Source organism: Thiomicrorhabdus sp. ZW0627 (assembly GCF_029767005.1).
Classification (GTDB): Bacteria; Pseudomonadota; Gammaproteobacteria; order Thiomicrospirales; family Thiomicrospiraceae; genus Thiomicrorhabdus.
Genome location: NZ_JARUQR010000001.1, coordinates 742120 through 764398, shown reverse-complemented (window position 1 = coordinate 764398; position 22279 = coordinate 742120). Strand labels below are relative to the sequence as shown.

22 protein-coding genes are annotated in these 22279 nt (G+C 46.8%); 10 read left to right on the top strand and 12 right to left on the bottom strand.

The window, feature by feature from the left end; translation table 11 throughout:
* Nucleotides 1-18 precede the first annotated feature (18 nt).
* Nucleotides 19-1032: a Fe(3+) ABC transporter substrate-binding protein gene (locus QCB45_RS03660; protein ID WP_279419318.1), complete on the bottom strand. Its 1014-nt coding sequence runs from the start codon at nt 1030-1032 to the stop codon at nt 19-21.
* Nucleotides 1033-1216: 184 nt separating this feature from the next.
* Between QCB45_RS03660 and phnN the strand changes: the two genes are divergently transcribed.
* Nucleotides 1217-1795, top strand: coding sequence for a phosphonate metabolism protein/1,5-bisphosphokinase (PRPP-forming) PhnN (gene phnN / locus QCB45_RS03655; RefSeq protein WP_279419316.1), 579 nt, complete (start codon nt 1217-1219; stop codon nt 1793-1795).
* Between the two features lie 17 nt (nt 1796-1812).
* Nucleotides 1813-2661, top strand: coding sequence for an amidohydrolase family protein (locus QCB45_RS03650; RefSeq protein WP_279419313.1), 849 nt, complete (start codon nt 1813-1815; stop codon nt 2659-2661).
* 60 nt (nt 2662-2721) lie between these two features.
* Here the strand turns inward: QCB45_RS03650 and QCB45_RS03645 are convergent, their stop codons facing one another.
* The 6 genes from QCB45_RS03645 to QCB45_RS03620 all read right to left on the bottom strand — a co-directional run bounded on the left by QCB45_RS03645 (nt 2722) and on the right by QCB45_RS03620 (nt 7689).
* Nucleotides 2722-3657, bottom strand: coding sequence for a DUF4382 domain-containing protein (locus QCB45_RS03645; RefSeq protein ID WP_279419311.1), 936 nt, complete (start codon nt 3655-3657; stop codon nt 2722-2724).
* Nucleotides 3658-3853: 196 nt separating this feature from the next.
* Nucleotides 3854-4864: a tryptophan--tRNA ligase gene (gene trpS, locus QCB45_RS03640; RefSeq protein ID WP_279419310.1), complete on the bottom strand. Its 1011-nt coding sequence runs from the start codon at nt 4862-4864 to the stop codon at nt 3854-3856.
* A 120-nt stretch (nt 4865-4984) separates the two neighbouring features.
* On the bottom strand, nt 4985-5431 hold the full coding sequence (locus QCB45_RS03635; protein ID WP_279419308.1) for an isoprenylcysteine carboxylmethyltransferase family protein: 447 nt from the start codon (nt 5429-5431) through the stop codon (nt 4985-4987).
* A gap of 107 nt (nt 5432-5538) precedes the next feature.
* The gene (locus QCB45_RS03630) at nt 5539-6645 is read right to left on the bottom strand and encodes an MBL fold metallo-hydrolase (RefSeq protein ID WP_279419306.1); all 1107 of its coding nucleotides are present in this window, start codon (nt 6643-6645) and stop codon (nt 5539-5541) included.
* A gap of 36 nt (nt 6646-6681) precedes the next feature.
* Nucleotides 6682-7083 carry a hypothetical protein gene (locus QCB45_RS03625; RefSeq protein ID WP_279419304.1) on the bottom strand — a complete coding sequence of 134 codons (402 nt, stop codon included), beginning with the start codon at nt 7081-7083 and terminating at the stop codon, nt 6682-6684.
* The gene (locus QCB45_RS03620) at nt 7084-7689 is read right to left on the bottom strand and encodes a TetR/AcrR family transcriptional regulator (protein WP_279419301.1); all 606 of its coding nucleotides are present in this window, start codon (nt 7687-7689) and stop codon (nt 7084-7086) included.
* Between the two features lie 291 nt (nt 7690-7980).
* Here QCB45_RS03620 and QCB45_RS03615 point away from each other — a divergent pair, with 291 nt between their 5' ends.
* The 7 genes from QCB45_RS03615 to QCB45_RS03585 all read left to right on the top strand — a co-directional run bounded on the left by QCB45_RS03615 (nt 7981) and on the right by QCB45_RS03585 (nt 13884).
* Nucleotides 7981-8649, top strand: coding sequence for a hypothetical protein (locus QCB45_RS03615; protein ID WP_279419298.1), 669 nt, complete (start codon nt 7981-7983; stop codon nt 8647-8649).
* 91 nt (nt 8650-8740) lie between these two features.
* Nucleotides 8741-10201: a polynucleotide adenylyltransferase PcnB gene (gene pcnB, locus QCB45_RS03610; protein WP_279419296.1), complete on the top strand. Its 1461-nt coding sequence runs from the start codon at nt 8741-8743 to the stop codon at nt 10199-10201.
* A 13-nt stretch (nt 10202-10214) separates the two neighbouring features.
* Nucleotides 10215-10709 carry a 2-amino-4-hydroxy-6-hydroxymethyldihydropteridine diphosphokinase gene (gene folK, locus QCB45_RS03605; protein ID WP_279419293.1) on the top strand — a complete coding sequence of 165 codons (495 nt, stop codon included), beginning with the start codon at nt 10215-10217 and terminating at the stop codon, nt 10707-10709.
* 15 nt (nt 10710-10724) lie between these two features.
* Nucleotides 10725-11516 carry a 3-methyl-2-oxobutanoate hydroxymethyltransferase gene (gene panB / locus QCB45_RS03600; protein ID WP_279419291.1) on the top strand — a complete coding sequence of 264 codons (792 nt, stop codon included), beginning with the start codon at nt 10725-10727 and terminating at the stop codon, nt 11514-11516.
* Nucleotides 11516-12364, top strand: coding sequence for a pantoate--beta-alanine ligase (panC, locus tag QCB45_RS03595; RefSeq protein ID WP_279419289.1), 849 nt, complete (start codon nt 11516-11518; stop codon nt 12362-12364). Before panB ends, panC begins: the two co-directional genes overlap by 1 nt.
* Before the next feature lie 40 nt (nt 12365-12404).
* Nucleotides 12405-13169 carry a MotA/TolQ/ExbB proton channel family protein gene (locus QCB45_RS03590; protein ID WP_279419288.1) on the top strand — a complete coding sequence of 255 codons (765 nt, stop codon included), beginning with the start codon at nt 12405-12407 and terminating at the stop codon, nt 13167-13169.
* Nucleotides 13162-13884, top strand: coding sequence for a flagellar motor protein MotB (locus QCB45_RS03585; RefSeq protein WP_279419285.1), 723 nt, complete (start codon nt 13162-13164; stop codon nt 13882-13884). Before QCB45_RS03590 ends, QCB45_RS03585 begins: the two co-directional genes overlap by 8 nt.
* A gap of 75 nt (nt 13885-13959) precedes the next feature.
* Here the strand turns inward: QCB45_RS03585 and panD are convergent, their stop codons facing one another.
* The 4 genes from panD to QCB45_RS03565 all read right to left on the bottom strand — a co-directional run bounded on the left by panD (nt 13960) and on the right by QCB45_RS03565 (nt 19108).
* Nucleotides 13960-14349 (bottom strand): aspartate 1-decarboxylase, encoded by a 390-nt coding sequence (gene panD, locus QCB45_RS03580; RefSeq protein WP_279419284.1) that lies wholly within the window; start codon nt 14347-14349, stop codon nt 13960-13962.
* Between the two features lie 194 nt (nt 14350-14543).
* A complete protein-coding gene (ppc, locus tag QCB45_RS03575; protein WP_279419282.1) occupies nt 14544-17333 on the bottom strand; it encodes a phosphoenolpyruvate carboxylase in 2790 nt (929 codons plus the stop codon).
* Nucleotides 17334-17507: 174 nt separating this feature from the next.
* Nucleotides 17508-18044 (bottom strand): inorganic diphosphatase, encoded by a 537-nt coding sequence (gene ppa / locus QCB45_RS03570; RefSeq protein ID WP_279419281.1) that lies wholly within the window; start codon nt 18042-18044, stop codon nt 17508-17510.
* Between the two features lie 92 nt (nt 18045-18136).
* The gene (locus QCB45_RS03565; protein WP_279419279.1) at nt 18137-19108 is read right to left on the bottom strand and encodes a class 1 fructose-bisphosphatase; all 972 of its coding nucleotides are present in this window, start codon (nt 19106-19108) and stop codon (nt 18137-18139) included.
* A gap of 195 nt (nt 19109-19303) precedes the next feature.
* Between QCB45_RS03565 and thiI the strand changes: the two genes are divergently transcribed.
* On the top strand, nt 19304-20746 hold the full coding sequence (gene thiI / locus QCB45_RS03560; RefSeq protein WP_279419277.1) for a tRNA uracil 4-sulfurtransferase ThiI: 1443 nt from the start codon (nt 19304-19306) through the stop codon (nt 20744-20746).
* Between the two features lie 15 nt (nt 20747-20761).
* On the opposite strand, the gene QCB45_RS03555 is transcribed toward thiI, so the two are convergent.
* Nucleotides 20762-22258, bottom strand: coding sequence for a transporter substrate-binding domain-containing protein (locus QCB45_RS03555; protein WP_279419276.1), 1497 nt, complete (start codon nt 22256-22258; stop codon nt 20762-20764).
* Between the last annotated feature and the right edge of the window lie 21 nt (nt 22259-22279).

The window sequence follows — 22279 nt, the reverse complement described above, 5'->3', positions numbered from 1 at the left end:
GGTTTGGTATGCCTTATTTTAGCGCCAGCCGGCTCGGTCCATAATGCGAACCGCCTGTGAGTTGTATTCCCCCAGTTCTTTCAGATTAAGTGAGTCACTGTGGAATTGTCCCCATGATTTTAAGGTTTTGCTTAAAGTAGCCTCTTTGATCACAGGGTACTCATTATTTGCTTCCGCATACCAGGTTTGTGCTTCTGGAGACAGCAGGTAACGAATCAGTTTCAGAGCATTTTCCTTGTTTTTAGAGGCTTTGGTAATCGCGATGCCGCTGATGTTGATATGGGCGCCTCGGTCGTTCTGGTTGGGCCAGAAGACAGCCACCTGTTCAGCCGCTTTTTTCTGTGTTGAATCTTTTCCGTTCAACATTTGCGCCAAGTAATAGGTATTCACGACGGCGATGTCACATTGACCGGCTGCAACGGCTTTGATTTGATCACGGTCTCCACCTTTTGGTTTGCGCGCGAAGTTTTTTACCAGTCCTTTTGCCCAGTCTTCGGTTGACTGTTCGCCTTTATGAACAATCATGGATGCCACCAAAGATTGGTTATAGATGTTGTTAGACGAACGGATGCAAAGACGCTTTTTCCACTTTGGATCGCTCAGCGCTTCATAGGTGCTCAGTTCGGAAGGTTTTACACGGTCTTTGGCGTAGACAATGATTCTGGAGCGGGTGGTAAGTCCGATCCAGTAATGGTCAGGATCCTGTAGGTTGGAGGGCACAATTTTTTCGATGTCAGGCGTGATGGCCGGCTGTAGCACCATGGCTGTTTTGGCTCGATGCAGGCGACCTGCATCGGTCGTAATGAGAATGTCTGCCGGTGTGTTCGTGCCTTCGGTTTCGATGCGCTTCAGTAGCGCGTCGGCTTTACCGGTAATGAGATTTACCTTGATACCGGACTGTTTTTCAAAACGATCCAAAATCGGTTTGATAAGCTGCTCTTTACGGGCGGAATAGATGTTTACTTCTTCAACGGCTGCATAGACAGGCAGGCTTAATACGAGGGTAATAAAACCGGTCAAAAAAATCTTCATTTTTGTCTCCTAGCTTGGTTGATGTTTAAAATTGATATTGTGAATGATAATGGTTACTATTTGCAATATCAAGTGGTGGGAGGTTTTATTTTTGAAATAGTTTTCTTATAAAATTCCATCCAAGAGAGTCCTTGAATAGAATAGTGGCTATATGAATTAACTAAGTTAAGGGTGTGGTTATAAGATGCAATCCCAGTCTATGGATCCAAATCCGAGCAGGCCTGGTCGCTTGTATTATGTGATTGGTGCGTCGGGAGTCGGTAAGGACACCTTGATGGACTATGCACGCGAACGTCTGATTCAGGCACCGGTGATTTTTGCACACCGTTACATAACCCGTCCCGTGGAATTGAAAGGGGAGAATCATATCCATCTTTCAGAGGCGGAGTTCGCCAATCGTTTACGGCTTGGATGTTTCAAGTTTCATTGGAACAGTCACGGCTGGTCGTATGCGTTGGGAACGGAGGTGGATACTTGGTTGAATCAAGGATTGAATGTGGTGATGAACGGTTCGCGAGGTTATTTTGAACAGGCCTGTTCGCTTCACCCTGAATTGATTCCGGTGCTGATCACCGCTTCTTCTGAGACTTTGAGGGAAAGGCTGGTTAAACGGGGGCGTGAAAGTGTTGAGGAAATTGAGGAACGAATCGCCCGCGCCGCAGAATATGCTGTACCGCAGACGGCGTTGATGCGAACCATTGAAAATGAAACTACGATTGAAGAGGCGGGTGAGAAACTGGTTTCCCTGTTTAAGGAAGCGTAACGTAACGGAGTTATAACGTGTCTAAAGTGATGAATTTATTGAAATGGACAGGCCTGTTGGTTTTGTTGGGGTTAAGTTTGAATGTACGGGCGGAAATGCCGATTTTCGACAGTCATCTGCATTACGGTGGGGAAGACGTAAAGGCCTATGCGCCAAAAGAGATCATGGCAATTTTCGACCGAAGTCAGGTAACGCATGCTTTGATCTCCAGCACGCCGAATGACGGTACGGAAGCGCTGTATCATTATGCGCCGAAGCGCATTATTCCATTTTTAGGCGTTTATGAGACCTTGAAGGATAAGCGGGATTGGATGTATGACGAAACTGTTGTGGCCAAGGCCGAAGAGGCGTTGAAAAAAGGGTTTTATCGCGGATTAGGTGAATTTCATATCTTTGCTAAGGACAAGAAGAGTCCGGTATTTAAGGGGTTGGTAAAACTGGCCGAAAAACATGGTTTGATGCTTCAGGCTCATGGCGATGCCGAAATCATAGATGAAATATTTGCGATTGCTCCGAAGGTGACGGTCTTGTGGGCGCATATGGGAACACGTCCCGAGCCGGATTTTTTGCGCTCGGTGTTACAGCGTCATCCAGATCGTTTGTATATCGATACGTCCGTCAGAGATACGTTGTTGTTGGGGACCGATGGCTACTCGAAGCATCGCGGTTTAACGGACGAATGGAAAAAACTGTTCATCGATTATCAGGATCGTTTTCTTGTGGCGGTGGATACCTTTAGCGTCAATCGCTGGAATACGTTTGATTCGGTGGTGAAGGACATACGTTCCTGGCTGTCGCAACTGCCGGAACCGGTAGCCAGAAAGCTGGCTTACGAGAACGCCCGTAAGTTGTTTCTGGAAGAATAGGTTGGAATAAAAAAAGCCCTGCATCGCAGGGCTTTTTTGTGTGTAGCGCCAAACAGTCTCTTAAGGCGCAACGATGTTGACAGTTGCGGTTTCTCCCGCTGTGACGGTCACGTTCTGAGTTCCGATAAAGTGTAGGTCGTCACCGCTCACTTCGGTGTTTTCGGCATCGGCATGACAGGTGAATGACACTGTGTAGGTGCCGGCCGTCAAATATCCGGCTTCAAATTCATAGGAAGTGGTGTCGGCATTGTAGTTCACCAAAGCGGTCGATACCGGATCCGTTGCGCCGCCACTGATGTCAACCGGAGTTGCATCTGCGCCTAAATAGATATAAACGGCGTTATAGGTATTTGGATCTTCGTCCGAACAGGTCCAGTTATCCGCCAATGAGGTCAGTAATTGAGTCTCAACCGTACCGGCAATGTGTCCGGTGAGTGTGTCCTGCGTCAGGTGAAGCACCGGCTTCAGTTTGTACTCTCCGGTGCCTAGAACCACAATGGACTTACGTACATCGAAATCGACGGTGAATCCCACGGCTTGATCCGCTTCGACGACAATGTCGCCTTTCACTTTCAATCCGGTCTGCGATCCGCTTGGGATATCCAGCTCGTGATTACCATCATCCAGAGTGATATAGGAATCTTCAACACCATCCTGAACGGCATTTACGTGCAAACGGATTTCCGAATAGGTGCCGGCTTCAAGCGTTTGGCCTGTAAGTAATTCAATGTTTTGGGCACCTTGGAGTGTCAGTAGGTTAATGGATTTTGGTTGATCGAATGTGATGTCGATCCACTCTTCGGCTACTTCTGGATCGTCATTCTGCTTTTTGATGGAAACGCCGGTGAATTCAACCCAAACGGCCTGTGCTTCGTCGATTGGAGCGTCGGTCAAGCTCAAGTTCAGGGTTCCCGTGCCGCTGGAACTGGAAGAGCCGCCGCAGCCGGTGAGTAATAATGGCAGGGTAACGATGCCTATGGCTAATTTCTTCTTCATGACGATCTCCTTATTATCATGGTTGAAAGAACATTATAGCCATTACTTTTAATTATGGGAAATATTTACTTTTTATGAAGGTCATTGATTAATTTTGGGTTTGGATTGTTGGTTGTACAGGATTTTCGTAAAGTGGGTATAAAAAAAGCCCCGTAAAACGGGGCTTTTAGCATGGTTTAAATCAGAGGATTGCTTGTTATGGCAAAACGAATCCGATGGTTTCGTGTACTTCTTTAAGTGTTTTCTGAGCCTGCTCTCTAGCTTGATCGGCACCTTTTTTAAGAATGGCGCGCAACTCAGCCTCTTCTCCGCGGATTTCATGGAAGCGGGTTTGGATCGGTTCCAGATAGTCCACAACCAATTCACCGAGTTCGACTTTCAGGTGTCCATACATCTTACCTTCAAAGTGTTTGACCACTTCGTCGATCGATTTGCCGCTGATGACCGAATAGATGGTCAGCAGGTTGGACACGCCCGGTTTGTTTTCCACGTCATAGACGATTTCGGAACCTGAGTCAGTCATCGCTTTCTTGAATTTCTTGATGATCTTCTTAGGGTCATCCAGTAGGGCGATAAAATTGTCTTTGTTTTCGTCCGACTTGGACATTTTGGAAGTCGGGTCCTGTAAGCTCATGATACGTCCGCCTGAAGTGGCAGGTGGAATAAACGGCTCAGGCACTTTGAATACTTCTCTGCCGAAACGGTTGTTGTAACGAATCGCCAAGTCACGGGTCAATTCAAGGTGTTGTTTCTGGTCCGCTCCGACCGGTACCATTTCAGTCTGATATAGCAGGATATCCGCTGCCATCAGTACCGGGTAGTCAAACAGGCCGACATTGATGTTTTGAGAGTGCTTCTGCGACTTGTCTTTGAACTGCGTCATGCGGTTCAGTTCACCCATATAGGTCGAACAGTTCAGAACCCATGCCAATTCAGCGTGTTCCGGTACGTGGGATTGGATGAAAACCGTGCTTTTCTCCGGATCGATTCCAGAAGCCAGATACAGGGCGACAAAATCCAAGCTGCGGTTGTAAAGGTCTTTAGGATCCTGTTCTACCGTGATGGCGTGCATGTTGACCAGTGAGAACAAGCAGTTGTAATCGTCCTGCATTTTGACCCAGTTCTTGATTGAGCCGATGTAGTTACCGATCATCAGATCGCCGGAAGGTTGAATGCCGCTGAAAAGTGTTGGTTTGTTGTTTGTCATGACGTGTTCTTTAGTAATCGCGAATCTATGGTTTCTAGAAATTCAAATGGCCCTTATTTTCGCACTTTCTGAGGCGAATGACTAGTAATGAGCACTTAAAAGCCCCGAGATTAATCCGACTTAGAAGATGAACGGCAAGATTTTTTTGCTGGTGCGTTGATAGTCTTCATATTCCGGCAGTGTGTCGATCAGCATCTGTTCCTCGTAACTCAGTTTTACGAACAGGACAAGGGTTAAACCGGCGTAGAGAGCGAGAGCCAGCCAGCTTAGGTCAAGGATGACAATCGGCAGGAAGAAAAGCAGAATTGAAAAGTACATAGGGTGACGGATGAAGCGATAGGGACCGTGAGTCACCAGTTCGATTTCCGGCATCGGGTCGGGAACGATGTTGAAATGTCCGAGGTGCATGACGAAGACCGCCCATAATCCTATGATGATGGCCAGGCCTTGAACGCCTAAAACAATTTTATTCATGCTTAAAGGCAGGACCAATAACAAAATTCCGATCAGGGTAAATTGTAGTGTGACCAGTGAAAAGGAAAGGATGGGGTGTTTGATCTGGGTCATGAATCCGCCTGTCATTCTTGAAGGGTGTGATTAGGAATCAAAAAAACGTTGTCGAACGAACGACAACGCTTTTATTCTACCTTCGAATTCTCGGGGAGCAATAGACTTTATTCGTTGCTTTCTCCAAGATCGCCGCCTGTTATTTCGCGGTAGATATGAACGGCGTTGTTACGGTAGGTCTGTTCATAGACCGAACGATGCTTGTACATGGACTGATCGATTTTTTGGGCATCGGCTTCAGAACCTCCGGCATCGACGATTTGTTGAACTTGATTTTGCATGTATTTCAAATAGTCGTAAGTGTCTTCTTTCACTTTTTGCAGTGTGGCTGGTGCGCCGTGGCCGGGGATGACGGTCACGTCTTTCGGCATGGCGCTCATGAACGCTTCAAATGTCTGAGTCCATTTTAGGGTGTCCGTGTAGGAAAACAGCGCCAGCATGCGCTGGTTGTAAGCCAAGTCGCCCGGTAGGACAATCTTACGTTTAGGTAAGTAGACGATGGTGGAGCCGGGGGTGTGTCCCGGACCGAAATTCAATATTTCGACCTGCTCACCACCTCCGACATTCACCGTGAGTTTGTCGTCGAAGGTGGTGAATAGGTCGGAAACGTCTCTAGCACCTTCCGTCAGTTCGTGTCCGACGCGGGTTCCCCAGCTTTGTTTGATGCGTGCAAAAGCGTTGTGAAAATCGTTGTTGGCGACGCTGTGCGAGTAGAGGTGTTTGACGCCTTGGTCAACCCAGTAGCTAGCGCCCAGATAGGCGTGCCCTTGGCTGTTTTCGACGGCCAGCCATTTAACCGGTTTGTCGGTGATTTTCTTGATTTGCTGATGGAAAGAGTAAGCGATGGCCGGGTTGGCTCCACCGTTGAATACAAAAACGCCGTCTTCGAAAATAATGAAACTCAGGTTGTTGTTCAGGCCGAAATTGCTCGGGTTGTGCCAGATTAAACTGCCTACCACCGTATAGACACCGTCCGCGACTTTGATCGGTTCAGGAAGCGGTAACGCCTTCCCAATGTATCCGGCCGATTTTTGTACTTGCGCTACCTCTTTTTCGTAGGCTCGGATTGAAGCGTCCCAGCTTTCATTGCTTTGGTATTTCTGGATCTCTTTTGCGTAGTTTGCAAAGCTTTCGGTATAAGCATCAGAGGCGTTGACGTTGCTGGACAGAGCCATCGCGATACTGATGGCGCTAATAAGGTGAGTTTTTTTCATATTGTTATCTACTCTTGGTGGTTAAACAGCCGGATTTCAGGTGCGTTGAACGCTGCCTGCAACCGGTTTAGAAAAAAAGGTGTTTCGAACCAATACAAAACTGTATGACTCAGCCATATTCCATGGCATAAGAGACATGAATCTCGCCAGGAAGCAGTAATTAGCCAGAATCATTGCCGTGGTGCCGATGATCTGTAGGTAGAAAATGAAATACAGTGGTGGATAGAGCGCGATAATTAATAGCAATAGGTAAGCGATTCGAACTTGCACTGCGAAGTTTGAAATTTGTGGTGTGCGCAGGTAAAAATGAATGACTTGGAGCACATTCAGTGCGATGGCCGCTTGTAATGCAATTGGGTCGTAGAAAACCCCGATAATCAAAAGAAAGTCGGTAATGGCCCAGTAGACCCAGATGAGATTGAATTCAGGTTTAAACATTTAATTTTCCTTGTTTGAATCGACTGCGATACTTTTCCAGCAGGCCTGTGTGATTTCGTCCAGGTAGCTGTTAAGAGGTTTTTCCAACATGCCGTCAAGACCGAGTTGTATCAGTCTTAACACGCCACCATAAGAACTTGCCGCCGCGACCATGAGGTCCATCTGGCGTATGACACCTTCTTCCATTCCTTGCTGGATGACATTTCTTAATGTCATGAACGGCTGAGACGAACAGACCGGTTTCAGTTCCGGCATGAATTCTTTGTGTCGGGCGGTCAGAACGAATTGCATGACATGCGGGTGTTGTTCCGCTGTAGCGATCATCCATTTCGAAAGTGCGTAGTAGCGTTCCCAGCAGGTCGTGTGACGATCTAGTATTTCCTGCTGCTCACTTTCTATCTGCATCAGGAGGGTGGTCATCAACGTTTCCGCTATCGCTTGTTTGTCTTTGAAACCGTGATAGATCGAACCGGTACTAACGCCGGAATGTTTAACAAGATCCGGGATAGAGGTGTTGAAAAAACCTTTGTCGACGAATAGAACCAGCGCACTATTGAGTACTTTTAGTACCGTTTTTGAGTGGGCCTGGTGGTTCAGGTAATCCATGATTTTTCCTTTAAACGAATCTTTAGAATGATTGTTCTAGAATACATGTTCTAAACTCAGTGTCAATGATTTTCATTTGGTTGGTTGTTTTGCTTAAAGCTTACAAGTGAATAAAAGTTTCCTGCGGTGAAATACGTATTTTCTTACTTCATCTAAGTACTTGATTTAGAAAAAATAAATCTTTTTATTAAGCGTGAAATAAAGTAGACTTAGTGCAATTGGTTAAAATGAAAACGTTTTGCTTTTTACGGTTTTAGATTTTGTGTTTGGCAGACAGGGACGGATGCTGATTTGATTTATTTATTTCGTATTTTTGAAGATGGCCGTGGCGATTATCTGGAATTCATGAATCGTGAACAGGTAATTTCCTCTTTTACCGAACAGAGGGATCCCGCCAAATATCACTGGTCTACGGTATCCATTGTAGATGCGATGAACGAAGAGATTCGTTTTCCCAAGTTGCAGGCATTACAGGCGATGCGTAATCTTGGAGATGAGAGGGTTGTGCGAGTCGTCATTGAAGGGTTGTTGGAATGGTATTCACCTCACAACTCTCATGGGATTCCGTCCGAGTACACGGTTGCAATCAAGTTTTTCACTGACGAGTGTGCTCATCATCAATTGACGACCTGCCATCATGAGGTGTTTCATATTGCCGGAGAACCCCGGTTCCAGGCGCTCACCCAAGAGGTAATCGACAGTTTTCTTGATCGAGTACGGCAAACGCGAAGCAATCAGAAGCTGGATCGTTACCTGGATATGAATTTGCGTAAGCTTCGTAAATACGGGGTTCAGCCCATGTCGGTCAATGGATCTTACGTTGAAATTAAAGAGCAGGTTTCCAAGCAGGCGATTTCCTGCCCGTTTTTCAGTTCTTTTTTACAGGAATTGATGGATGTCTGTATTGAAAAAGAGGTGGAATTGCTTGGAGAGACCAAAGTCTATGAAAAAGTGATTTAAAAAGCCCAGCAAAACCATCTAATACTTTGAACTCTGAGGAAAAGCGGCTAAAATGGGCACTTAATTTTCAGACGCTAACTTACGGCATTCCATGCAACGAATCATTCGAAAAATCTCATCCTATCTATCCCATCGTAAAACTGCGAAAACTGCTGCACACATTCAACCCAACAAAACGCCAAGAATTATTTCCCGTGAAGAGCACGGAATTTCACGTCGTGATATTGATAAGTCAGCTCTGGATGTGCTGTACGGCCTAAAGCGCGCGGGTTATGAAGCTTATCTGGTAGGCGGTTGTGTCAGGGATTTGTTGCTAGGTTTGGAACCTAAGGATTTCGATGTTGTCACCGATGCCGATCCGGATGAAGTCAAAGCCGTTTTCAAGCGTCGCTGTCAGGTAATTGGAAGACGTTTCCGTCTGGCTCATGTCCGTTTCGGGCGTACTGTCATTGAAGTGGCGACGTTCAGAGGACAGGGAGACGGTGAAAATCGTCAGGATTATTTCGGACGTAAAGGTCGTTTGAGTGGCAAAGCCCGTGAGGTGGATGATTCCGGGCGTTTGGTGCGCGACAATGTATACGGCACCATTGATGAGGATGTCTGGCGTCGCGATTTCACCGTCAATTCTTTGTACTACAACATTAAAGATTTTTCGATTATCGATTATGCGGGCGGTTTGGATGACATTAAGTCCGGGCAGTTACGTTTGATCGGAGATCCGGTCACTCGTTATCGTGAAGACCCAGTGAGAATGATCCGTGCCGTGCGTTTTGCAGCCAAATTGGGCTTTAATATTGAAGCCAGAACCGAAGCGCCGATTGCTGAATTGGGACACTTGTTAGCGGATGTTTCGAATGCACGAATGTTTGAAGAGGTGTTAAAACTGTTTCACAGCGGTGCCGGTATTTCAGTCTTCGAGAAATTGCGTCACTACAACCTTTTTACCTATCTTTTCCCGTTGACCGAACAGATTTTGTCGGAAGAGTCGGAAGGCTTTCCACGTATGATGGTTATTGAAGCGCTCAAGAGCACGGATGAACGCATCCAAAGCGGAAAAACCGTCAATCCGGCTTTCCTGTTTTCCGCCATGCTGTGGGAGCCGATGATTCAGAGAAAACAGGTGCACCTTGATAATGGAATGGTGCATCAGGATGCATTGTATGCGGCGGCCAATGATGTGATTGAACAGCAGATTCGTTGTACGGCTATTCCAAAGCGTTTCACCGCTCAAATACGCGATATCTGGAATCTTCAGGGTCGCTTGACAAGAAGACAGGGGGCGCGAGCTCAGAAACTAAGTGAACATCCTCGCTTCAGAGCTGCCTATGATTTCATGGGGGTTCGTGCAGCAGCAGGGGAGACTGAAGTTCAGGCTTTGTTTGATTGGTGGACCGAATATCAAGAGAAGGATGCGGTTGAAAGGGTGGCGTTTGCCAACGCAGTGGAAAAAAAACCGCGCCGGTCTTCTCGTAAACCGCGCCGCAATCGAAATTTTTTACGAAAGCGCAGCCAAAAAAGCCGAGATGAATCTTCGCCGACTCTTGACGAATAATGAGTTGCAAGTGATGGAGAAGGTATATATCGGTCTTGGGAGTAATCTGGATAACCCTGCCGGTCAAATCGAAAAAGCGTTGCAGGCGCTTGATGCACTGCCGGAAACACGCTTATTGAAAGCATCCAGGTTGTATAGTTCGAAGCCTTTAGGGCCGCAGGATCAACCCGATTTTCTGAATGCGGTTTGTTTATTGGAAACCGCTCTTCCGCCATTAAAATTGCTGGATGCGTTACAAGCAATTGAACGTGAACAGGGGCGTGTCAAAAAACGGCACTGGGGTGAGCGCAGTATCGATTTGGATATTTTGCTTTACGGTCGAATGCGAATGGATAGCGAGCGACTGACTCTTCCTCATAAAGAAATTGCAAACAGGGATTTTGTGCTCTTGCCTCTTGCCGAGATTTCACCCGGTCTGACGATTCCCGAACAGGGTCAGGTCGAGAATTTGGTCGAGCGTTTGGAGACGACTTTTGTCGTTCCAATGGAAGCAAACACTCAGGTTTAAGAAGATTGGATTTTTATGCATAAGACACTGCAACAACTCAAGAAACAATATCAGAATGGTGAAAAAATCGTTTGTCTGACGGCTTACGATGCCAGTTTTGGTCATTGGTTGTCGGAAGCCGGTGTGGACGTGATTCTGGTTGGTGATTCTCTGGGGATGGTGGTCCAAGGTCATGTGACGACCTTGCCGGTGACGTTGGATGAAATGGTCTATCACACGCAAATGGTCCAAAGAGGAAATCAACAGGCCTGGTGTATCGCCGATTTGCCGTTCATGTCCGATTCCACCTTGGAAAATGCATTGCATGCCGCTGCTCGCCTGATGAAAGAGGGCGGTGCCAATATGGTGAAGCTGGAGGGCGGGGAGCGTGTGTTGCCTATGGTTACAGCTCTGTCGTCTTTGGGGATTCCAGTATGTGGTCATCTAGGCCTTTTGCCGCAATCGGTCGAAAAGCATGGTTACCGGGTGCAAGGTAAGGATTCCGATTCCGCCGAACTTCTGTTAGAAGAAGCGATGGCTTTACAGGAAGCAGGCATCGATATGCTGGTATTGGAGTGCGTTCCGAGTATGCTTGCGCAGGAAATTACCGCAAACCTTGCTATTCCTGTCATTGGAATCGGTTCCGGATCGGAAACCTCGGGGCAGGTGCTAGTATTGCATGACATGCTGGGCTTAACCGTTGGCAAGTCTCCCAAGTTCTCTAAGAATTTTCTGTTGGAAGGCGGTTCGGTTCAGCAGGCCTTGAGCGATTATGTGCAGGCGGTGAAAGCGGGTACCTTCCCGGAAGCGTGTCACGAGGTTGGTTGATGCAGATAATCAAGCAAGTCGAAATGTTGCGAACCCAGGTTCGTGAATGGAAATCAAAAGGGCTTAAAGTCGGCTTTGTACCGACGATGGGAAATCTTCATGCAGGCCATTTGAGTTTGATGAAGTTGGCGAGGGAGTACTGCGATAAAGTGGTCGTGAGTATCTTCGTCAACCCTTTACAGTTCGGCCCAAATGAGGATTTTGACTCTTATCCGCGTACTTTTGAAGCGGATCAGCAGAAAATGCAGACGGTCGGGGTGGACGTCGTTTTTTATCCGACGGTTGATGAAATGTATCCCTGTGGCCAAGAACAGACTCTGGTGAAAGTGCCTGAAAAGCTTACTGGTCTGCTTGAAGGGGCCAGCAGGCCTGGTCATTTTGATGGTGTGACCACGGTCGTTTCCAAACTCTTCAATATGGTTCAGCCGGATGTTGCCGTTTTTGGGCAAAAAGATTACCAGCAGTATTGCGTTATCGAACAGATGGTTCGGGATATGGCGATGCCGATTGACCTGATTAGGGGGTCGATAGCCAGGGACGAAGACGGTTTGGCTTTGAGTTCCCGTAACCAGTATCTGACTCCGGAACAGCGGGAAATTGCCCCTAAATTGTATGTGACGCTAATGGATGTATTGACGGCACTTGAATCCGGAAATCGTGATTTTAAAGCGTTGGAAAGCGCAGCGACACAGAGTCTGTTAGGCCTTGGCTTTGATGCGGTGGATTACGTCAAGATCGTGCATCCGAAAACGTTGCTTGATGCTTCACAGCAGGATTCAATCTTTGTGATTCTCGCTGTCGCAAGGCTTGGGCAAACCAGATTGTTGGACAACGTAGTTTTGGGCTAAAATCAATAAGCCTTATATAAATTGAGGTTTAATCTTACTGATGAGTTTCTCAACCCTGATCGGTCTGTTTGCAGGCATCTCCATTGTTTTGGTTGCCATGACAATGGGGTCTTCGATCACTCTATTTGTCAATATTCCCTCCGTAATGATCGTTGTTGGTGGGACGATTGCCGCCACAATGATCCGCTATTCAATGAAAGAATCCTTTTCTGCCATCGGCCTCTCGTTCAGCGTACTTAAAGTTGATAACCAGATCAAAGACCTGAATAAGCTGATCGACATCACTGAAGATTTGCTGAGAATCAATCGCCAGAAAGGTGTTTTGGGGATGGAGAATTATGAAATCAATCATGAATTCTACCGTGACGGGATTCGAATGCTGGTGGACGGTTATTCCCCGAATTTGGTCAATCAAGCATTGAAAGAAAAGAATCGATTGTTGGTCAGTGGCGCAGAAACCGGTGCCGGGGTATTTCGTGCTGTGGGTGAGGCAGCGCCTGCATTCGGTATGATGGGTACCTTGGTCGGATTGATTCAGATGCTTGCCAATCTGAGTGATCCGAGCAGTATTGGTCCAGCGATGGCGGTCGCGATGTTGACCACGTTATACGGTGCGATGATCGCCAATTTGTTTGCATTGCCTATGGCTGACAAGATAGAGTCCTGGGCTCAGGGCGAATCCTATCGGCAGATGATGATTATCGAGGCGATAGACAGTATTACGGAGGGGCATAACCCAGCGGTGATGCGTGATTTATTAGCCCCTTATTTGCATGGCCGAAAGAAGGTTTCGGACGATGGCTAAGAAAGCGGGTGGTCCGGCTTGGTTGATGACCTTTGCGGATCTAATGTCGCTGCTGATGGCTGTGTTCGTTTTACTTTATGCCATGTCCAGTCTTGAAATTCCTAAATATAAAGCGGCTGTTGAATCTTTGACCGATGCTTTAGGGCACGGTTCCGTTCTTTCTGACGAGCAGGCTGCTTATTTTCATTCTTTAGATGTCGGTAAAACAAAGTTTCCGATTGATAACAAGTCGATCAAAAACGAGTTATACCCGTTGTATCATGAGTTGATTGAAAACTTCTTTGGTCAGCGTGGACGTTCGTCAATCAGGATCGATTATATTAATCGCAGTGACGAGATCCGAGTGACGTTTCCCGAGCAAATTGCATTTGATCCGGGAAAGGCTGAACTGAAGCCACAATTCATAGACATGTTGAGCAACTTTGAGGGGTTTTACAAAGAAGATGTTTTGGTCAAGGTGATTGGTCATACCGACATGCGACCTGTGGTTGGGGGACGATTCAAGTCTAACTGGGAGCTTTCCAGTGCACGTGCAGCCAGTGTGATTGTGGAATTGGTTAAACGGGGAATTATCCGAGCATCTCAAGCCCAGGCTATCGGTTTGGCTGATACGGCTCCGCTTACGACAGGAACGACCGAGCAGGAGCTGGCAAAAAACAGACGTGTTGAGGTGTTGATTGTGCCTTTGGACGGCGGCCCGAATGTAAAACACTGAAAGGAATTTCAGTTATTTTAAACAGGCCTGCTCAGAAAGCTAGATATTGTTAATCAGCGGAAGCGTTTAAGTTTGTTAAACCGCTTTCATCATCTGGGTAGGGATGGTGTTGCGGGTGTGGCTGATTTTGTTTTCACCATCCACGTAAACCAGTTTCGGTTTGAACTGGTCGGCTTCCTCTTCACTCATTGAGGCGTAGGCCGCAATGATCAAAAGATCGTTCGGATTTGCCTTATGAGCAGCCGCTCCATTTACAGAGATGATGCCGCTGTGGTCTTCCGCACGGATCGCATAGGTTGTGAAGCGTTTCCCGTTGTTGATGTTGTAGATCTGGATCTGCTCATATTCGCGAATACCCGCGACTTCCATCAAGTGGCCGTCGATTGCGCAGGAGCCTTCATAATCCAACTCCACATGTGTGGCGGTGACACGATGTAATTTACATTTTAAGAGTGTTACTTGCATACTTATCTCTATGGTTCGTTGAATGGGATCACCATTACTCAGTTAGGAACTGATGCGCTCTTTAACCGCGAAATCTCATGTTGAGCGCGATATTATACCTTATACCGTTTTTTCGTCAAAAAAACATAAGATATAAAAAAACCCCGCATGATTGCGGGGTTTGGTAAGCACTAGATTGGCCCCATTCTAAGGGATCAACCTGTGTTTCGCATACCTGCCGCGATGGCGTTAATGCTGTTAAGTAGAGGTGTCAGCCAGATCGCTTTTTCCTCTTCACTTGTGTTTTCATCTTTGTAACGTCTCAATACAGCGACCTGGATGTTGTTCAAAGGTTCCAGGTAAGGCGTGCGACGGTTCAATGACAATGCCAATGCCGGGGTTTCCGCCATTAGGTATTCATTGCCGGTGATTTCAAGAATGCGCTTAACGCCGCGGGTATGTTCCTCAGCGATCATGTTGTAGATCTTCTGGGCATCATCCTGATTGCGGCCAAGCTTGGTGTATTCTGCACCGATCTGTAGATCAGTTTTGAAAAGTGCCATTTGGATGTTGCTCAACAAGCCTTTAAAGAATGGCCAGTTTTCATACATCTCTTTCAACTTGGCATCACCGTGTTCATTGATCCAGTTATCCAAAGCATAGCCGGTTCCTTGCCATGCAGGGAAGGTCAAACGAGCCTGAGCCCACCCGAAAATCCATGGAATTGCACGGATGGAAGACTTGGACAGGTTGCCTTTTTTGCGGTGTGACGGACGCGAACCGATGTTCAGCAAACCGATTTCGGTAACCGGGGTCGCTTCGTAGAAGAACTCGAAGAATCCTTTGGTGTGGTCGGTCAGTTCACGGAAGCAGTGTTCACCCTGATCTGCGAGTTGTTGCATGATCTCAAGGTGCTCAGGGTTGTCCTTCTTGGTCGGTTTGATCAAGCCTGTACTGGCTTTCATCAAGCCGGTGACACCAAGAGACAGCTCATACATCGCTGTTTCGGCGTTACTGTACTTGTATGACAATACTTCACCTTGTTCGGTGAACTTGATCGCACCACGTACCGTACCGGTCGGCTGTGACAGGATGGCATGGTGAGTTGGTCCGCCACCACGTCCGACTGTACCACCGCGTCCGTGGAATAGACGGCAATCGATGTCGTATTGATCGGCAACCGCCATGATGGATTGCTGCGCTTGGTACAAACTCCAAGCTGAAGACAGGTTACCACCATCTTTCGCGGAATCGGAGTAGCCCAGCATGATTTCCTGTTGGTTGCCGGAAGCGTGCAGCATGGTGCGGTATGTGCTATTTTCAAGCAACGAAGTAGTGACTGGAACGATGTGTTTCAAGTCTTCGATGGTTTCGAAAAGCGGGCTGATCTGAATGTCGCAGTATGGTTGTCCGGCGTTGTATCCGGCCAGACCTGCCTGGTGTGCAAGGAAAAGCACTTCCATAACATGGCTGGCTTCGTGCGTCATTGAGATCACATAGTTGTTGAATGCTTTCGGACTGATTTCTTTGCGCATTTTACGGATAACATTGAAGACTTCCAGTACTTCTTTGGTCATCTTGTCGAGCTTCAAATGCTGGGTATCAATGATTGTTGCAGATGCAACGTGACTCGCCAACAGTTCAAGCTTGTCTTCTTCCGATAGGGAAGGGTAGTCAATGTTTAGATGCGATAGCAAATCCGCTACAGCGTCGCTGTGAACATTGGATTCCTGACGGATATCCAAACGCATCAGGAAGAAACCGAATGTCTGAACCAGACGGATCAGATCCTGAAGATCGGCGTTTGCAACGTTTTCATCACCGTGTTCGCAAAGTGATTGGTGGATAAGTTGCAAGTCAGACAACAGCTCGTCTTCACTGGAGTAAGCAAAGCTCGACTTTTTGATCGGTGTACCGTTCAGCTTGGCTTCCACATAGTTCAAGTTCTGCTGTAGACGGCCGCGAATCAAGTATAGGAAACGACGGTAAGGTTCATCTTTAAAGCGCTCAGGGCGTTTTTTGAAGACAGTTTCCTGAAGGTCTGCATCCACGATGGTCGCTTTGTTCAACAAGTCCTGGTTGATGTCGCTGATGTAGCGAGAATGGGTCAGTTTATGACTCAGATCAAATACGCGGTTCTGATATTCATATAGAACAGAGCGAGTCTGAAGCAATAAGGCTTCTACTGTCGTGTCATGGGTTACAAAAGGGTTTCCGTCACGGTCACCGCCGATCCATGAGCCGAAGGTCAGGAAATTCGGTGTTTGAATGTTGTCGTCAGGGTAGAATCTAGCCAGTGCACGTTCCATGTAGCGATAAACCTGCGGTACCGCTGTGAATAGGGATTGACGGAAGTAGTAGATCCCGTTACGGATTTCATCCTGAACAGTCGGCTTCTGGCGACGGACTTCGTCGGTTTTCCACAGAACCTGAATCTGGTATTGAAGCTTGCGGATGACTTCATCCTGAGCGTAAGGGTTGTTATAAGCTTCCGCTTCATTAAGCTCGCCTAAAGTCAGGAAGATTTTACGAAGGTTTTCCATGACGGCACGGCGCTTGGATTCAGTCGGGTGTGCAGTGAAAACCGGGATGTAACAAAGCTTGTTAAGAAGCTGTTGAATCTCGTCCGCACTGAAGTTTTTGGCTTTGAACTCTTCAACGGTTTTCAGAACCGAACCTTCCCATAGTGGACCGTCCGATTTAAGCTGGCTTTGACGTTCGTGGAACTGGTGTTCCTCTTCCGCCAAATTGACCAGGCTGAAGTAGATGTTGAAAGCACGGATGATCAGAATGAGATCTTCCGGAGATTGCTTTTCGATAAAAGCGGTAAGTTCGGAGCGCAGTGCCGGATCTTCTTTGTCGTCCAGCTGGATGTAGCCTGTTCTTAGTTTTTCAATAGCGTCCAGGACAGGCTTTCCTACCTGCGTTTCAATAATTTCACCTAGAAGACTTCCAAGTAATTTCACTCTTGCTCTAAGTTGCTTATCTCGCTTTTCTGCAGCCATGTTAACTCTCAGTTTTTTTAAACACAAATTGCCGCTAATTATAACAGAATGTCAGACGGATTTTTGAAACTCTTTTGAGTCTGAATAGGATGCGAATGCAGAAGCGGTAAAGTGTGTAGTCTCTAAAGAAAAAGCCCCTTGGAAGGGGCTTTTAATGGGGCGGGCAATTTAGGATTATGCCTTGCTTTTTTCTTCGTATTGCTTGGCGCCGGCAAGGATTTCTTCGCGCGCGACGTCAACGTCTCCCCAGCCGTCGATTTTCACCCACTTACCTGGCTCAAGTGCCTTGTAGTGGTTAAAGAAATGTTCGATCTGCTCTTTCAAAAGCGGAATCTGTTCTACCGCAGTGATGTCTTTGTAGATCGGAGTCAATTTGTCGACAGGAACCGCAACGACTTTTGCGTCTTCACCACCGTCGTCGGTCATTTTTAAAATCCCGATCGGGCGGCAACGAATAACTGAACCAATCATTAGAGGGTGCGGTGTGACGACCAATACGTCGACCGGATCACCGTCGTTGGCCAAGGTGTCGTTGATGTAACCGTAGTTAGCAGGGTATTGCATGGTTGCGCCTTGAATGCGGTCAACCCAAACCAAGTCTGTGTCCTTGTCCACTTCGTATTTGATCGGAGAAGCGAACGCTGGAATTTCGATGATGACGTTAATGTCGTTTGGCAGGTCTTTCCCTGCTGGAACAGCTGAATAACCCATGGTTATATTCCTTAATTCTGAATTTAATGTCGTGTAAATCTAAAACACCCGCATAAGCGGGTGTTCACAGTAAAAGCTTGTGAGGTTAACGATTAACCTTTGTGGTAAGCCACTACTTTTTCAACTTCGTTTTTAGAACCTAGAACAACCGGTACACGATCGTGGATACCTTGTGGTTCTACGTCCATGATGTCCATACGACCAGTAGAAGAAGCACCGCCTGCTTGTTCAACGATCATAGACATTGGATTCCCTTCGTACATCAAACGAAGTTTACCGGCTTTTGAAGGATCGCGCTTGTCGTATGGGTACATGAAGATACCACCACGAACCAAGATACGGTGAACTTCGGCAACCATAGAAGCAACCCAGCGCATGTTGTAACGCTTACCAAGAGGACCTTCTTCACCTTGTAGACAGTCATCGATGTACTGCTTCATTTCTGGTTCCCAGAAACGCTGGTTAGACATGTTGATTGCAAACTCAGCAGTATCGGCAGGGATTGTAACGTTTGACTTGGTCAATACGAACTCACCGATGTTGGTGTCTAGTGTGAAGAAGTTTACGCCGTTACCGGTTGTCATAACTAGGATGACAGAAGGACCGTATAGGACGTAACCGGCTGCAACCTGGTTGCGACCGTTTTGTAGGAATACTTCTTGGTTGTCGCCAGACTTATCATCTTTTGCTTCCAATACAGAGAAGATCGTACCAACAGAAAGGTTAACGTCGATGTTGGAAGAACCGTCTAGAGGGTCGAAAGTGACCAGGAATTTTCCGTCAGCGTTACCTGCAACGGTGTAATCTTCCTCTTCTGATCCGATACCACGTACGTATGGGTTAGAAGTCAGGATGTCTTTCAATAGGTCGTTAGAGATAACGTCCAATTTCTTTTGAGTTTCACCTTGAACGTTTTCATCTTCCGTTGCGCCTAAGATGCCAGCTAGCTCACCTTGACCTAGTTTGTATGCGATATCCTTACATGCAACCATTACATCTTTGATAACAAGCTCTAATTCAGCTGAGATGCCATCGGCAGCTAATACTTGATCTAGTCGTTTCATCGAGATTCTCTCTATGTTTAATTGAAAAAATTGCGGCAATTCTATCATGTTGACTTTAAAAGGTACAAGTTCATAGCCCGACGCTTCGAAAAATTAACCTCAATTTTTGATGGTTATAAAAGATTGTTTTTTTATATCGGGTGGCTGGATTGGTTAAAATAGGCGGCTATAAAAAAAGCAGCAAAAGAGAATGTCATGAAATTTATCGTTAAATTATTTCCGGAAATTATGGTGAAAGGAACGGCGGTCAAAAAGAAAATGATCAGTCAGTTACATGACAATTTGCGGACTTTGTTGCTGAGAGTGGATCCGGAAATTCAAACCAAACGTTTTTGGGACAAAATCGAAGTGCAGGCGGATGATGCATATCTTGAAGCCGTTCGACGGATTTTGACTCAGACACCGGGGGTCGAGCAGGTACTGGAGGTTATTCAGCATCAGACAGGCAAGGAATTGCAGGACATTGCCGACAAGGTGGCTGAATATGCCGTGTCTTGGATTGAGGGCAAAACGTTTGTGGTGCGAGTCAAACGAAGCGGAACCCATGATTTTAGTTCTTATGAGGCGGAACGCTTTATAGGTGGGGTTTTGTATCAAAAGGGGAATCCTGCCGGAGTAGATTTGCACAATCCGGAGGTCAAGGTCGAAGTCGAGATTCATCAGGATAGCGTTAATATCGTCACGGCAAAACGAACAGGCCTGGGTGGTTTTCCAATGGGGTCGCAAGGCGAGTTGCTTTCATTGATGTCTGGCGGTTTTGATTCAACGATCGCAAGTTACCTAACGATGAGACGCGGCTTGAAAACCCATTTTATTTTCTTCAATTTGGGCGGCGCGGCGCACGAGATCGGCGTAAAACAGGTGGCATTATATTTATGGAGCCGCTTCGGTGCATCACACCGGGTCTCTTTTGTCACGGTTCCGTTTGAAGAGGTGGTCGGTGAGATTTTCCGTTCCACTCATGAGAGTTATATGGGTGTTACTCTGAAAAGATTGATGTTGATGGCTTCCGAGAAGGTCGCCAAACAGATGGGCATTGATGCGCTGGTAACCGGTGAGAGTGTGGCTCAGGTTAGCAGTCAGACATTAAGAAATCTGGCTGTGATCGACAGTGTGACCAATATGTTGGTGCTGCGTCCTTTGGCAACGATGGATAAACCGGAAATCATGGCGCTGGCGGATCGGATTGGTACCCGCCATTTTGCGGAAAGTATGCCGGAATACTGTGGTGTGATTTCCAAGAATCCGGTAACCAATGCTTCTTTTGACCGGATGGAAAAAGAGGCGGCACGTTTCGATTATTCCGTTCTGGATCGCGCGATTGAGTCTGCGGTGACCATTCCTGTTGATAAGATCATCGACGATGTGACCGAAACGGCCCATGTTGAGATTCTTAATGAGGTGCCGGGTAATACTGTGGTGATCGACATCCGTGCCGAGTCGGAGCAACAGAATCAGCCGTTAAAAGACGTCGAGTCCATGGCCATTCCTTTTCATGAGTTGAATCAGAAATTCGACAAGCTGGATCAGTCTAAACAGTATCTGCTGTATTGCGATAAAGGGGTGATGAGCCAGTTGCATGCTCAGTATCTTAAGGATAAAGGGTTTGATAATGTCAGGGTCTATCGTCCGGCGTAGACAGGTTCGATTGGTTTATTTGTTTTCGGCGGTTTGAGTGTTTGAAGAAACGTTAGGGTCAGGTGTTTCCGTATCGGGTGTTTGTTCATTTTCTTGCTCCATACGGGAAGCTTTGAGAATTTTTTTGGTGTCTGAGAGTTTTTTGTAGCTTTGCAGGGCGATTTTGGTTTTTTGTATTTTGGTTACGTAATCGACCGTTTCGTGGCCGATTGTGTTGCGGGCGACCACTTCGACGTTATAGAACCATTTATTTGGATCTAGCCCCATTTGCTGAGCTTTACGTTGCATTCTACGAACCCGTCCCGGCCCCGCATTGTACGCGGCGAGTGAAAAGTTGATACGGTCCTCGTCCGAATATTCATCACCGTTGAAATAATTATCCCTTAGAAACGCCAGATACTTGATTCCTGCATGGATGTTGTTTTCCAGGGATTTGATGTCCTTTATTCCCACATTCTTCGATTTTGCTGTGGATGGCTTTATTTGCATGATGCCGTAAGCGCCAGCTTGGCTGGTCAGCTTGGGATTGAATTTGGATTCTTGGTAGGCCTGTGCCGCGATCAGGAACCAATCAAATCCATAGAATTCCGAGTAGAGTTGGAAGTAGTATGACAGACAGTCGATTTTATCCAGCTCTGAGAGTAGTTGCGGCTGTTTGATCCAATAGGCGTTTTCGAAGTATTTTTTATAGACGCTGTTTCCAAGCAATCTTCCCGGTTTGGCGTAGGAGTGGATAAAGTGGTTGAGCGAAGCTTTCAGTTCCGGCAGATTACGATTGATCGCCCAAGCGATTTGCCCGCCGTGAAAAAACACCACGTCATCATAGACTTTCAGTTCTGGAAGCGTCTGTTTATAGATGTCGGCAATATGATTGTCGACAACCGTATATTGGTAGATGCCTGCGTTGACCATTTCAAGTATATCTTCCGCTTCCATTAGTGGATCGGCCTTAACGATCTCGATCGGCTCCAGACCGTTGAGACCGAGGAATTGATTGAACATCTGCAGGTGGATGATGTAGCTACTGCTTGCGACCACAATCACTTGTTTTCCCGACAGGTCTTCCAGTTTTTCTATAGGGTGAGCTTCCTTGTTGCTTACCAGAATTTCCTGTACATTTTCGATGTAGGGGTCTGTGAAGTCCAAAAACGCTTTGCGCTCCGGCGTGATTGTCAGTCCAGAGGCGATGATGTCGCCTTTTCCGTGAATGAGTTCCGAAAACAGTTGCTCGAAAGGTCGAACCAAAAATACCACGTGGGTTTTGTAGCGCTCTTTTCGAGGGCCTCGGTTTAGATAACTTTCGTAAGCTTTGAGCAGATCGTGCTCGATGCCGCGTTTTCCTTTTTTTGTATCGAAGAAGTTTGTGCGGTTGTTACTGACCAAAACCCTGAGGATTCGTCGTTGGCGGATCTCATCCAGGTCGCCGATGAAAGGCTTGTTGATTCGTTCTGTCAGAGAGGTGTTTTGGGGTGGCGCGTTTTGAGCGAGTGAAACCGGGCTTAGTGTGACCAAACCGATTACAAATATTAATAT